Origin of the sequence: Mycobacterium sp. IS-3022 (assembly GCF_001500065.1) — a bacterium.
Lineage (GTDB): Bacteria > Actinomycetota > Actinomycetes > Mycobacteriales > Mycobacteriaceae > Mycobacterium.
Map to the genome: position 1 here is coordinate 202,852 of NZ_LQIN01000045.1, position 13,559 is coordinate 216,410.

Below are 13,559 nucleotides of genomic sequence, written 5' to 3' on the forward strand. Positions count from 1 at the left end.
CTAGCTACCCACAATGGCCGCTAGGCGATCAGTCGGCCCCAGGAGAGTAGTGCCCCAGAGAAACGATGATCTGCGCGACGCGCTCAAACGCGCGGCGTCGGCGCTGCGTGCCCAGGGCCCGGATTTCGCCCTGGCCGGCAGTTACGCGCTGTGGGTGTTCGGCGGCCCCGAACCCGTGCACGACGTGGATTTCGTGGTCGCGGAGCCCGACACGGAGAAGGCGGCGGCGACGCTGGAGGAGGCCGGTTTCCGGATCGAACGCACACCGGAGGACTGGTTGTTCAAGGCATGCGTCGGGCAGGACTTCGTCATCGACGTGCTGCACCGGCTCAACGGCGTGCCCGTCGAGAAGGAGAGCATCGTGGCGGCCGAGGAGCACGACGTGCTCGCGATCCGGATGCGCGTCCTGGCGCCCACCGAGGTGATGCGAGAGAAGTTGAACTCGCTCAACGAACACCATTGCGACTTCGCCGCGTTGCTGCCCGCCGTGCGAGCGGTGCGCGAACAGCTGGATTGGGAGCAGATCCGCGCCGACACCGCCGACAACCCGTTCGCCGCGGCGTTTCTCATGCTGGCCGACCGGCTGGAACTCACGTCCTGAGGCTGCGCTGCAACCGCTCGGACACGGCCCGGACCGCGCCCACCACCTCCGGCGGCTCCAGCACCTCGAAGTCGCACCCGACCGTCGCGAAGTACAACACCATGCGCTCGGGGTCGTCGGCGCCCGCGGTGACGATGCACGCGTCCGGACCGTCGGCCTCGACCGTCGCGGAGGCCGCCGAGAAATGCTGCGCCAGAATGCGTTCCGGCGCATGAAAGCGCACACGGGCGACGTACCGGTACGGCGAGCTGCTGATTGAGCGCCGCACATAGGTCGCGGCGTCGGGCGCCTCGCGCGGCGTGAACGTGCTGCCCTGCGCCCGCACGTCGGCCATCCGGTCCAGCCGCAGGCTGCGCCAGTCCTGCTTGTCGCGGTCGTAGGTCAGCAGATACCAGCGCCGTCCGGTGGTGACCAGTTGGTAGGGCTCGAGCCGCCGCTGGGTGGCGTTTCCGCGGATGTCGACGTAACCCGCCCGGACGTGCTCGCGGTCGCGGCAGGCCCGGGCCAGCGTCATCAACACGTCGGGTTCGACCGGCGCGTCCGAGGTAGGCGACGTCAGCGTGACGGTCGAATCGTGCACCGCCGCCACCTGCGAGCGCAGTCGCGCCGGCATCACCTGGTCGAGCTTGCTCAGCGCCCGCAGCGCGGACTCGCCGACACCGGCGACCGTCCCGCCCGCGGCCAGCCGCAGGCATACGGCCACCGCGACCGCCTCGTCGGGGTCGAGCAGCAGCGGCGGCAGTGCCGCGCCGGCGCCGAGCTGGTATCCGCCGCCGTGGCCCTTGCTGGCGTGCACGGGATAACCGAGGTCGCGCAGGCGTTCCACGTCGCGGCGCACGCTGCGGGTGGTCACCCCGAGCCGCTCCGCGAGGTCTTCACCGGTCCACACGCGGCGGGACTGCAGCAGGCCGAGCAACTGCAGCACCCTGCTCGTCGTTTCCGCCACGCGTCAATCCTGTCGCAGTTATAGGACTGAAACCGTCCTATATTCCTGTCAGAGTAGTCGTATGACGACGACAGACCAGCTTGCGGAGCAGTTGGACTTCCACTGGACGCAGTTCCTGCGACCGCGCTTCGATGGGCTCACCGACGACGAGTACTTCTGGCAGCCGGTCCCCGACTGCTGGACCGTGCACCCGGACGGGTCGATCGACTTCAGCTATCCCGAGCCGGAGCCGGCACCGTTCACGACGATCGCCTGGCGGCTCGCGCACGTCATCGTCGGCGTGCTGGCGATGCGCAACCACAGCCACTTCGGCGCGCCACCGGCCGACTACCAGACGTGGTCGTACGCTACTGACGCCGCGACCGCGCTCAGCCAACTCGACGAGCAGTACGGCACCTGGATCGACGGCGTCCGCGCGTTGACCGACGACGACCTGAACCGGCCGTGCGGCCCTGCCGAAGGCCCGTACGCCGACTATCCGTTCATCGCGCTGGTGCTGCACATCAACCGCGAGGTGATTCACCATGGCGCCGAAATAGCCTGCATCCGAGACCTTTACGCCCACACCCCCGATGAGAAGAGGAATTAGCCATGCCCGGAATGCCGCCTCCAGCCGCCGACGAACGCCAGAGTCTGTTGGAATTCCTTGCGTTTCAGCAGAACGCGTTCTTCGCGGTGGCGTACGGGTTGACCGACGAACAGGCGCGGTCCACGCCGTCGGTCAGCGCGCTGTCGGTCGGCGGGCTGGTCAAACATGCCGCCGGCGTGCAGGCCGGTTGGGTGCAGCGGGCGGCCTGCGCGCCCGCCTTTCCCCCGAGAGACGACCGCCCGATGGAGGAGCTCATCGCCGAGTACGGCGACCAGTACGTGATGCGCGAGGACGAGACACTCGACGGACTACTCGACGCGCTCAAGCGGCAGAACGCCGAGACGCTTCGAGTCCTGGGCGAATGCGACCTCGACACACCGGTTCCCGTGCCGCACGATGTGCCGTGGTTCCCGCAGGACATCGATCACTGGAACGTGCGCTGGGTGATTCTGCACCTCATCGAGGAGCTGAGCCGCCACGCCGGTCATGCCGACATCATCCGCGAATCCATCGACCGCGCAACGATGTACGAGCTGATGGCCGCCAACGAGGAATGGCCGGAGACCGACTGGATCAAGCGCTGGCGGCCCTGAGTCCCCCATCCGCCGAGTGCACGGCTGGTGTACACATTTTCGGGTTCGCGTACACCGACCGTGCACTCGGCGCATAGGAAGCGGCTAGCGCAGCACCTGGCTGACGGCGTGCTCGACGACCGCGTCGAGGTCGGTCCCGAGCCGGCCCGCCAGCCACTGCTGGGCCAGCTCGGCCATCGCGCCGGTGTACATCGCCGCGCCAACCTGGGCGGCGACCGAGTCGGTGTCCGGCTGCAACCGCCAACCCTCGGTGAGCACGCCCTCACGCAGCAGGTCCTGCGTCGCCGCCCGCCGCGTCGACAGCACGGGATTCGATCGCGCGTCGGTGAACAACACCCGCCCGCGGCGGGGATCCTCGGAGCTGAACCCGAGCACCGCGGCGATCCCCGCGCGCGTCCTGGCCCGCAACGAGTCGCCGGCCTGGGCCATCGCGGCCTCGACCGCTTCGGCCAACTGGGCGCTCACCTGGTCGTAGACCGCACCGAGCAGATCGTCGGTGTCGGCGAAGCTCTCGTAGAAGTACCGGGTGTTCAACCCGCACTCCCGGCAGACCGAGCGCACCGACACCGCGGCCTCACCGCCCTCGCCGAACAGCCGGAAAGCGGCATCGATCAGCTGCGCACGGCGTTCGGCGCGGCGATCCGTCAGGGGCACGCCCGCCCAGCGGGTGGGAGTCGACACCACCTCAGCGTAGGCCTGCCGTCGCCAACTCTGGTCACATACGTGACCAAAATGTATTCTGGTTACAGCCGTGACCAAGGTTTGTGAGCAAGGAGCCGACGTGATTCTGCTGCCGCACCAGTTCATCGGAGAGTTCCTCAACCAGCGCTTCGACAAGGACGTGCGGCGCAATTACTTCCGCGGCATCGAATTCGCCGCGCCCGTCGGCGACCCGGGCTGGTTCGGGCCGGGCAGCGCGGTCTGGCACGTGCACTCGCACATGCAGGCGTTGATCTTCGGGCTGCAGTGTGCGGCGTTCATGGAGCGGCTCGACCCGTCGATCTACTGGATGGGCATGCACCATTCACGGCTGGTCAAGCGCGACGAAAACGGCGTCGGTCGACCGGAGATCGATCCCAAGGGTGCCGCGGTGCGCCTCGGTCATTCGATCGCGTTCTTCATCGGCACGGCATACGGATCGACCGAGACCGCCGAGCGGCTGGCGCAGACGGTGCGGTCGATGCATCACACCATCAAGGGCACCCGTCCGGACGGCGCCCGCTATGACGCCGACGACCCGGATTGGCTGCGGTGGAATTACGCCACCGTGGCGTGGGGCCTGGCCACCGCACACGAGCTGTATCATCCGAACCCGTTGCGCGGCAAGGAGATCGATCGCTACTACCGCGAGTTCGTGCGCGTCGGCCACGCGCTGGGCGGCACCGACCTGCCGGAGACCAAGGCCGAGGTCGCCGAGTGCCTGGAGTCCTACCTGCCGCGGCTGGCCGTCACGCATGGGACGGCGGTGGCCACCGGCCCGGGTCTGCCGCTGGCGCAGAGCGCCATCAACTGGGCCATCCGCGACACCATGCCGCGCTGGGCCAAGCAGCTGATCCAGCACAAGGACCCCAACATCATCGAGCGCACCACCCGTCGGGCGACCGTGTGGTCGGTGATCAACGCGCTGCACCTGGCGCAGGGGCCTATTCCGGAGTTCCAGCAGGCGCAAGCCAGGGTGGCGTCGGGCACCGACGTGCCGCACACGCTGCCGACCTACCAGCCGGGCGACGACCCGGTGCGCAGCCGCGAGGAAGTGGAGCGCGCTTTCGCGCAGGCCTGACGCCACCGCAAACCGGGCGCACTGTGAGCCGGTCCACAGCTTTTCGCGGCCCACCGCCGATTTTGAGACACTGCAGGGATGAGTACCACGCCGAAGACCAAGCACCGCGAGGTTGCCAGGCTGGACCGGGTCCCGCTGCCCATCGAGGCTGCTCGCGTCGGCGCGACGGGCTGGCAGATAACTCGCACCGGCGTGCGCGTCGTCTCGAACATCGCCGGGCGCGGCTCGTGGCAGCAGAAGATCATCAAGCAGATCCCGCAGACGTTCGCCGACCTGGGCCCCACCTACGTCAAGTTCGGCCAGATCATCGCGTCGAGCCCCGGCGCGTTCGGGGAGCCGCTGTCCAAGGAGTTCCGCAGCCTGCTCGACCGGGTGCCGCCCGCGGACGCCAAAGAGGTGCACAAGCTGTTCGTCGAGGACCTCGGCGACGAGCCGGCGAACCTGTTCAAGAGCTTCGACGAGAAGCCGTTCGCCTCCGCGTCCATCGCGCAGGTGCACTACGCGACGCTGCACAGCGGTGAAGAGGTCGTCGTCAAGATCCAGCGACCCGGAATCCGCCGACGCGTCGCGGCCGACCTGCAGATCCTCAAGCGGGGCGCACGCCTGGTGGAGTTCGCCAAGCTGGGCCAGCGCTTGAGCGCCCAGGACGTCGTCGCCGACTTCGCCGACAACCTGGCCGAGGAACTGGACTTCCGGCTCGAGGCCCAGTCGATGGACGCCTGGGTGTCGCACATGCACGCCTCGCCGCTGGGCCGCAACATCCGTGTGCCGCAAGTTTATTGGGACCTCACCAGTGAACGGGTGCTGACGATGGAGCGCATCCAGGGCACCCGCATCGACGATGTGAAGGCCATCCGCCAGAAGGGCTTCGACGGCACCGAGCTCGTCAAGGCCCTGCTGTTCAGCGTCTTCGAAGGCGGCCTGCGCCACGGCCTGTTCCACGGTGACCTGCACGCGGGCAACCTCTACGTCGACGACGACGGCAAGATCGTGTTCTTCGACTTCGGCATCATGGGCCGCATCGACCCGCGCACCCGCTGGCTGCTGCGCGAACTGGTGTACGCACTGCTGGTGAAGAAAGACCACGCCGCGGCGGGCAAGATCGTCGTGCTGATGGGTGCCGTCGGCACCATGAAGCCCGAAGCGCAGGCGGCCAAGGACCTGGAGAAGTTCGCGACCCCGCTGACGATGTCGACGCTGGGCGACATGAGCTACGCCGAGATCGGCAAGCAGCTCTCAGCGCTGGCCGAGGCCTACGACGTCAAGCTGCCGCGCGAACTCGTGCTGATCGGCAAGCAGTTCCTCTATGTGGAGCGCTACATGAAGCTGCTCGCGCCGAAGTGGCAGATGATGTCCGATCCGCAGCTGACGGGATACTTCGCCAACTTCATGGTCGAGGTCAGTAGGGAGCACTCCGAAGAACTCGACAGCGAGGTCCAGGCCTAAGTGCAGATACGAAGCGGCGCCGCCAAATCAGGCGAGCTCGACATCCACTATGAGGACATGGGCGACCCGAACGACCCGGCGGTGCTCCTCATCATGGGTTTGGGCGCCCAACTCCTGTTGTGGCGCAAGGACTTCTGCGAGAAGCTCGTCAACCAGGGGCTGCGGGTCATCCGCTACGACAACCGCGATGTCGGCTTGTCGTCGAAACTTCCCGGGCGCCACAGCGGCGCCCCGCTGCTGCCGCGGATGCTGCGTTCGCTGGTCGGGATGCGCAGCCCGGCGGGCTACACGCTCGAAGACATGGCCGACGACGCCGCCGCGCTGCTCGACCACCTGAACATCGACCGGGCCCACATCGTCGGGGCGTCGATGGGCGGCATGATCGCCCAGGTCTTCGCCGCCCGCCACGCGCCGCGCACCAGGACGCTGGCGATCATCTTCTCGAGCAACAACCAGGCGTTGTTGCCGCCGCCAGGCCCGCGGCACCTGCTCGCGATCCTGACGCGGCCCAAGGACTCCTCCCGCGAGGCCGTCATCGAGAACGCCGTCAGGGTCAGCAAGATCATCGGCAGCCCCGGCTACCCCGCTACCGAGGAGCGGCTTCGCGCCGACGCGATCGAGGGTTACGACCGCTCCTACTACCCCGCCGGCATCGCGCGCCATTTCGCCGCGATCCTCGGCAGCGGCAGCCTGCGCGCCTACGACCGCCAGATCACCGCGCCGACGGTGGTCCTGCACGGCAAGGCCGACAAACTGATGCGGCCGTACGGCGGGCGGGCGATCGCCAAATCGATCAGCAACGCCCGGCTGGTTCTGTTCGACGGCATGGGCCACGAGCTGCCCGAGCCGCTGTGGGACGACATCATCGGCGAGCTGAAGACGAACTTCGCCGCCACCACCTAGACCTGCGCAAAGTTTGCACGATTCGTGAGCCGACGCGATCAGCGGTACATTCAGCACGGAATGCTTCGGGCTCGTATGCCACCACCGGCGTCGCCCAGCTTCCGACCGCCCCGGAAAGGCACCACATGGCTGCAACGCGCAAATTGACGCCCCATTTCGCCGATGTGCAGGCCCACTACGACCTGTCCGACGAGTTCTTCCGCCTCTGGCTCGATCCGTCGCAGACCTACAGCTGTGCCTATTTCGAACGCGATGACATGACCCTCGAGCAGGCCCAGCAGGCGAAGGTCGATCTTGCGCTGGGCAAGCTGGGCCTCGAGCCGGGTATGACGCTGCTCGACGTCGGCTGCGGCTGGGGTTCGACGATGCTGCGGGCGATCGAGAAGTACGACGTGAACGTCGTGGGCCTCACCTTGAGCGAGAACCAGCACGCCCACGTCGAAAAGGTGTTCGCGGCATCGGAGAGCCCACGCACCAAGAGGGTGCTGCTGAAGGGTTGGGAGCAGTTCGACGAGCCCGTGGACCGGATCGTGTCGATCGGCGCATTCGAGCACTTCGGCAAGGACCGCTGGGACGACTTCTTCGCGATGGCTCACCGGGTGTTGCCCGACGACGGGGTGATGCTGCTGCACACGATCACCGCGCTCACCCTCCCTCAGATGGCCGAACGCGGTATGCCGCTGACGTTTTCGGTGGCTCGCTTCGTCAAATTCATCCTCACCGAGATCTTTCCGGGCGGTTACCTGCCGACGATCGAACTGGTCGGCGAGCATGCGGAAAAGGCCGGTTTCGAGTTGACCCGCCGCCAGAGCCTGCAGCCGCATTACGCGCGCACGCTCGACTGCTGGGCGCAGGCGCTCCAGGAGCACAAGGACGAAGCGATCGCGGTTCAGTCCGAGGAGGTCTACGACCGCTACATGCACTACCTGACCGGATGTGCGCACGGCTTCCGCGTCGGCTACATCGACGTCAACCAGTTCACGCTGGCCAAATAGCTCCCGGAGTGGCGCCCGGCGAAATTAGGGTCTGACTCTGGCCGAACGCTAGGGTGTACGACCAGATCATCATGGGACGATGCGCAGGTGAGCGTGTCGTCATCGGGAAAGGCCAAGCAGGGGAAATATGTCTGACAACTCAACCGGCACGAAGGACATGACTCCTCATTTCGAGGACATCCAGGCGCATTACGACCTGTCGGACGACTTCTTCGGCGTATTTCAAGATCCGACGCGCAAGTACAGCTGCGCGTACTTCACCGGCCCCAACGTGACGTTGTCCGAGGCCCAGATCGCCAACGTCGATCAGCACCTGGACAAGCTCGACCTCAAGCCGGGGATGACGCTGCTCGAGGTCGGCTGCGGCTGGGGCCTGACGTTGCAGCGCGCGCTGGAGAAGTACGACGTCAACGTCATCGGCCTCACGCTGAGCAAGAACCAGAAGGCGTACTGCGAGCAGCTGCTGAGCAAGATCGACACCGAGCGCACCTTCGACGTGCGGCTGGAGGGCTGGGAGCAGTTCGGATCGCCCGTCGATCGCATCGTGTCCATTGAGGCGTTCGAGCACTTCGGCTTCGAGCGCTACGACGACTTCTTCAAGATGTGCTTCGACGTGCTGCCCGACGACGGCCGCATGACCATCCAGAGCAGCGTCGGCTACCACCCGTACGACCTGGCCGCCCGCGGCAAGAAGCTGACGTTCGAAATGGCGCGCTTCATCAAGTTCATGATCACCGAGATCTTCCCGGGCGGCCGCCTGCCGACCACCCAGATGATGATCGAGCACGGCGAGAAGGCCGGCTTCCAGGTGCCCGAGGCGCTCTCCCTGCGCAACCACTACATCAACACCCTGGCCATCTGGGCGCACCGGCTCGAGCAGAACAAGGAGACCGCGATCGCGGCCGCGGGCGAAGAGAACTACCACCGCTACATGCGGTATCTCAAGGGCGCCCAGTACTACTTCATCGACGAGGGCATCGACGTCAGCCTGGTCACCTACCTGAAGCCGGGCGCCGCGACGCAGGCCGACAAGACATAGGGAAAACCCCGATTCGCTCGGCCTGACGACCCGCTACCGTTTCGCCCATGAGCGGAAGCGGCGAAGCCGCGTGCTACCTGGCGGAGTGGTATCTGCCTGAGCTCACCGAGCAGAGCGTCGACGATCTGGTCGCGCGCCTCGACGCGGCCGCGGCCGTCGCCACCGGTGAGGGCACTCCCGTCCAATTGCTGCTCACCGTGTCGGTCCCCAGCGACGAGGTGCTCTACGGCGTCTTCGACGCCGGCTCACAAGAGATCGTCTCCCGGACCTGCCACGCCGCCGGCGCACCGCATCAACGGCTCTCGTCGCACGTCGGCGCACGAATCCGGCAGTGTCCGTGACGTTGCCGCGGGTAACCGGCCCGATCGACGCCCGCCACGCCAAGCGCTTCCCTTAGCAGCACAACCTCGGGGCGACAGCTGCGTAGCCCTGGAATCGGCGGGGTACCCTCGATTTGCTGTCTCTCGGGGGTAGGGCCATTGGTTTCCGGCGTAGTCGAACGTCCAGCCGAATTCCGGGCGGTGACAGATCTCCTGCGATCCGCTGCGGACGCGCCCTGCGGGCTGGTCATCGAGGGGGAAGCCGGAGCGGGCAAGACCACGCTGTGGCTGGCAGGTGTCTCCGCGGCCGGTGAGCGCGGCTTCGAGGTATTGACGGCCCGAGCGGGGCAGGCGGAGACCGCCCTCGCGTATGCCGCCGTCGCCGATCTGCTCGGCGGCGTCTCCCTCGAGGTTCTCGCCGGCCTGCCAGAGGTTCAGCGCCTCGCCGTCGACCGGGTGCTGCTACGCGCAGACGGTGAGGGCCCACCGACCGATCAGGGCGCCGTCGCGGCGGCGGTCACCGCGGTCATCGAGCGACTGAGCGCCGATAGGCCGCTGCTGGTGGCCGTCGACGACGTGCAGTGGCTCGACCCGTCCAGCCAGGCTGTGCTGGCGTTCGCCGCGAGGCGGCTCAGCGGACCTGTGGGCTTGCTGCTCACCGAGCGAACCGAACACGAAGGTGCCGGCGCCGCGAGTTGGCTGCAGTTGGGCGGCGCGGCGGAGGTGCGGCGGGTGCACGTCGGCCCACTGAGCGTCGGCGGACTGCACGCGCTGATCTCGACGCGGCTCGGTCGCTCATTCCCCCGCCCGACGATGGTCCGGATCGCCGAGATCTCCGGTGGCAACCCGTTCTACGCCCTCGAACTGGCGCGGGCGGTCGAGGCGGGCGGTTCCCAATCCGTGCTGCCCGCGTCGCTGGCCGAGTTGATGCGCCGGCGCATCGGTCGGCTGGACCGCGAAACCCAGGTGCTGTTGTTGGCCGCCGCGTGCGAGGCCGCACCGAGTGTCGGCCTGCTCGCGCGCGTCACCGGCAGCGGCGTCGAGCGCACACTCGAACTGCTCGAAGAGGCGAAAGCCAAGGGGATCGTGACGATCGACGGGGACAACGTGGCGTTCGCCCACCCGTTGTTGGCGCGCAGCGTCTACACCGATGCGAAGCCGGGTGAGCGCCGGACCATGCACCGCGCGCTGGCCGAGGCCGTGGTGCTTCCGGAATCCAGAGCCCGGCACATGGCACTGGCGGCCTCCAGCGCCGACCCGACGACGCTGGAGGCGCTCGATGTCGCCGCCGGTGCGGCCCGTGAACGCGGTGCACCCGCCGCGGCGGCCGAGCTCCTCGAACTCGCGATCGGTCTCGGCGGGGACACCCCGGCACGGCGGATTCGCGCCGCCGACCACCATCTGCACGCCGGGGACCTCCAACGCGCGCAGTCGCTGCTGTACCGGCTGACCGACCGGGTACCGCTCGGCGTGCACCGGGCGATGGCGCTGAACCTGTTGGCCAGCATGCGGATTCACGACAACAGCTTCACCGATGCGATCCGTCTGCTCGAGCACGCGCTCGACAACGACGAGGGCGACCGCGAGGTCCGCGTCCGCACGCTGCTGCTGCTGTCCTATGCGCGGTTGAACGCAGGGGAATTCGGACCGGCCCTGCGGAACGCCGAGCGGGCCGCGGCCTACGCCGACGACGTCGGAATCGGCGACCTCACGAGTCAGGTGCTGGCGGTGCGGGCGACCATCGCATGTATGTGCGGTCGCGGCGTCGACTGGGTCAGCATGCGCCGGGCGGTGGCATTGCACGACCCGAACAGTGAGGCGCCGATCGCGTTCCGCGCCAAGGCCAACAACGCGCTGCTGCTGGCGTGGGTCGGGCGATTGGAGGAGGCCGCCGAGCAGATGGCCGCCGAGCGGCGGCGCTGCGTCGAGCGGGGCGCCGAGACCGACCTGATCTTCGTCGCCGTCTTCACCGCGCTGATCGAGATCTGGCGAGGCCGCTACGACGACGCGACACGCGTGGCCGAGGAGACCGCCGAGCGGGCGCAACAACTCGGCGGTGAACACATGCGCATCATCGCCATGACCATCCGGTCCGCGGTGGCGGCGTATGTCGGCAGGGAGGACGAAACGCGCGAAGCCGCGACGGCGGCGCTCGATCTCGCCCAACGCTGCGGCTCCCCGCGGCTCGCCGACTGGGCCTCGATCAGCCTGGGATTCCTGGAGGTATCGCTCGGAAAGTACGAGCAGGCGCTGCAGGTACTTGCGCCCCTGATCGCCCGGTTTCCGTTCATCCCCGGCACCGAGATCATCACGGTCGGATACGCCCCCGACGCGGTGGAGGCGATGATCGCTCTCGGCCGGGCGGCCGAGACCGAGCCGATGATCGAGGCGCTGGAGACCAACGGCCGCTTGGTGGATCGGCCGTGGATGCTGGCGATGGGTGCGCGGTGCCGCAGTCTGTGGCTGGCAGCACGAGGCGAAATCGATGCGGCCGCCGAGATGGCGAGCCAGGCGTTGCTACATCACGAGCGTCTGCCGATGCCGTTCGAGCGGGCGAGGACGCTGCTGCTACTCGGCCAGTTGCAACGCCGTCAACGCCGAAAGGAGTTGTCGCGCACGACGTTGACCGAAGCCTTGCATGCATTTGAGACGTTGGGCACACCGCTGTGGGCCGAGCGGGCGCGCGCCGAGATCGCGCGCGCGAAGGTTTCCGGTGGCGGAAGCACGGGGTTGACGCCGTCGGAGTATCGCGTGGCCGAACTCGCCGCGTCGGGACTCACCACCAAGGACGTGGCCGCCGCCCTGTTCATCAGCCCGAAGACGGTCGAGACCAACCTGTCGGGCATCTACCGCAAGCTGGGGATCAAGTCGCGGGCCGAACTCGGTCGGGTGTTCGGTGACGACCGCTGACAGCAACTCTATTGAGCCGCAAACGATTCCTGCCGGACGTAATTCGCCAGGGCTTCGTCGGCGTCGACTGGTACGAAACCGGCCGACTGGATTTTCGTGAGGTCGAGAACACTGTTGAACGGCCGGGGCGCGACGGGTTGAGTCGCATCCGCGTAATACTCGGCCGTGGACACCTCGGTGACGCGGTTCGGATCATGACCGGCCAGTTCGAAGGTCCGCCGCGCGACCGCCGCCCATGATGTCGCCGACCCGGACCCCGTCACGTTGTAGGTGCCGTACGGCGCGCGCGTCTCGATCAGGTGCCGGATCGCCTTCGCGAGTTCCGATGTGAAGGTCAGCCGGCCGTGCTGGTCGTTCACGACTGCCGGGTCGACGCCGCGGTCGGCGAGAGACAGCATGGTGCGCACGAAGTTTCGGCCGTCACCGATCACCCACGACGCCCGGACGATGTAGTGCCGGTGCACGGTGGCGACCAGTGCGTCGCCGGCGGCTTTGGTCTGCCCGTACACGCCGAGCGGCGACACCGGGTCGTCCTCACGGTACGGCCTGCTCGCGTTGCCGTCGAAGACGTAGTCGCTGGAGACGTGTACCAGCGTGATGTCGTGGGCGGCGGCGATCCGCGCCAGCGCGGCGACGCCGGCGACGTTTGTGGCCCACGCCGCCGCGCGCCCTTCGGGAGTCTCGGCCGAATCCACCGCCGTATAGGCGGCGGCGTTGATGATGGTGTCGTAATCACGCCAACGCCGGGCGGTTTCGACAGCGGCGAGGTCGACGTCGGCGCGTTCGGCGAACTCGACGTTCGGTGCGCCGGCATACGCGTCGCGCAGTGCCCTGCCCAGTTGCCCACCGGCACCGAGCACCAGGACTTTGCGCGGTGACACCGGTCGTATCTGTGCCAACCGCGGATGCTCGCGATCCTTCGCTGACAGCGCGGCACGTTCGAGCGGGATCGGCCAGTCAATGGCGGCGGTCTCGTCAGCGAGATTCAGCGATGTGTATTCGCCGTCCGGCGAGTAGTGGTCGTTCACGAGGTAGATGTAGGCGGTGTTCGGTTCCAGGGTCTGAAACGCATTGCCCACCCCGCGCGGCACGAATACCGCTCGGGACGGGTCGATTTCGGCGGTGAAGGTGGTGCCGAAGGTGGGGCCGGCGCGAAGGTCCACCCACGCCCCGAAGATCCTCCCGGTCGCGACGGAGACGAACTTGTCCCATGGCTCGGCGTGGATTCCGCGCGTCGTGCCCGCAACCTCGTTGAGGGACACGTTGTTCTGCACGGGTTTGAAGTCCGGCAAGCCGAGCGAGACCATCTTCTCGCGCTGCCAGTTCTCCTTGAACCACCCGCGATTGTCTCCGTGCACGGACAGCTCCCACACCACCAATCCGGGTATGGGAGACGCGGTGGCGCGCAGCGGTTTACCGAACTCAGTCATCCTCGAG

13 protein-coding genes are annotated in these 13,559 nt (G+C 67.4%); 10 read left to right on the forward strand and 3 right to left on the reverse strand.

Going from position 1 to position 13,559, the window contains the following annotated elements; genetic code table 11:
• The first annotated feature begins 49 nt into the window (after positions 1-49).
• A complete protein-coding gene (locus AU188_RS19915) occupies positions 50-601 on the forward strand; it encodes a nucleotidyltransferase family protein (protein WP_156426752.1) in 552 nt (183 codons plus the stop codon).
• On the opposite strand, the gene AU188_RS19920 is transcribed toward AU188_RS19915, so the two are convergent.
• Positions 591-1,547: a helix-turn-helix transcriptional regulator gene (locus AU188_RS19920; protein ID WP_059165205.1), complete on the reverse strand. Its 957-nt coding sequence runs from the start codon at positions 1,545-1,547 to the stop codon at positions 591-593. The two genes, AU188_RS19915 and AU188_RS19920, sit on opposite strands and share 11 nt — an antisense overlap.
• A 61-nt stretch (positions 1,548-1,608) precedes the next feature.
• On the opposite strand from AU188_RS19920, the gene AU188_RS19925 reads away from it, so the two are divergent.
• Entirely contained in the window at positions 1,609-2,136 is a 528-nt protein-coding gene (locus AU188_RS19925) for a DinB family protein (RefSeq protein ID WP_059165206.1), read from the forward strand.
• A 2-nt stretch (positions 2,137-2,138) separates the two neighbouring features.
• Positions 2,139-2,729, forward strand: a complete 591-nt coding sequence (locus AU188_RS19930; RefSeq protein ID WP_059165207.1) for a DinB family protein — start codon at positions 2,139-2,141, stop codon at positions 2,727-2,729.
• Positions 2,730-2,813: 84 nt separating this feature from the next.
• On the opposite strand, the gene AU188_RS19935 is transcribed toward AU188_RS19930, so the two are convergent.
• Positions 2,814-3,410, reverse strand: a complete 597-nt coding sequence (locus AU188_RS19935) for a TetR/AcrR family transcriptional regulator (RefSeq protein ID WP_059165283.1) — start codon at positions 3,408-3,410, stop codon at positions 2,814-2,816.
• A gap of 103 nt (positions 3,411-3,513) precedes the next feature.
• On the opposite strand from AU188_RS19935, the gene AU188_RS19940 reads away from it, so the two are divergent.
• The 7 genes from AU188_RS19940 (at position 3,514) to AU188_RS19970 (ending at position 12,122) form a co-directional block, all read left to right on the forward strand.
• A complete protein-coding gene (locus AU188_RS19940; protein ID WP_059165284.1) occupies positions 3,514-4,509 on the forward strand; it encodes an oxygenase MpaB family protein in 996 nt (331 codons plus the stop codon).
• 78 nt (positions 4,510-4,587) lie between these two features.
• On the forward strand, positions 4,588-5,955 hold the full coding sequence (locus tag AU188_RS19945) for an ABC1 kinase family protein (protein WP_059165208.1): 1,368 nt from the start codon (positions 4,588-4,590) through the stop codon (positions 5,953-5,955).
• Positions 5,956-6,858: an alpha/beta fold hydrolase gene (locus AU188_RS19950; protein ID WP_059165209.1), complete on the forward strand. Its 903-nt coding sequence runs from the start codon at positions 5,956-5,958 to the stop codon at positions 6,856-6,858. It begins immediately after the preceding gene.
• 125 nt (positions 6,859-6,983) lie between these two features.
• Positions 6,984-7,853, forward strand: a complete 870-nt coding sequence (locus AU188_RS19955; RefSeq protein WP_059165210.1) for a cyclopropane mycolic acid synthase family methyltransferase — start codon at positions 6,984-6,986, stop codon at positions 7,851-7,853.
• 127 nt (positions 7,854-7,980) lie between these two features.
• Entirely contained in the window at positions 7,981-8,892 is a 912-nt protein-coding gene (locus AU188_RS19960) for a cyclopropane mycolic acid synthase family methyltransferase (protein ID WP_059165211.1), read from the forward strand.
• 47 nt (positions 8,893-8,939) lie between these two features.
• Positions 8,940-9,233 carry a hypothetical protein gene (locus AU188_RS19965; RefSeq protein ID WP_059165212.1) on the forward strand — a complete coding sequence of 98 codons (294 nt, stop codon included), beginning with the start codon at positions 8,940-8,942 and terminating at the stop codon, positions 9,231-9,233.
• Between the two features lie 138 nt (positions 9,234-9,371).
• Positions 9,372-12,122: a helix-turn-helix transcriptional regulator gene (locus tag AU188_RS19970; RefSeq protein ID WP_059165213.1), complete on the forward strand. Its 2,751-nt coding sequence runs from the start codon at positions 9,372-9,374 to the stop codon at positions 12,120-12,122.
• A gap of 8 nt (positions 12,123-12,130) precedes the next feature.
• On the opposite strand, the gene AU188_RS19975 is transcribed toward AU188_RS19970, so the two are convergent.
• On the reverse strand, positions 12,131-13,552 hold the full coding sequence (locus tag AU188_RS19975; protein ID WP_059165214.1) for a sugar nucleotide-binding protein: 1,422 nt from the start codon (positions 13,550-13,552) through the stop codon (positions 12,131-12,133).
• Positions 13,553-13,559: the final 7 nt, after the last annotated feature.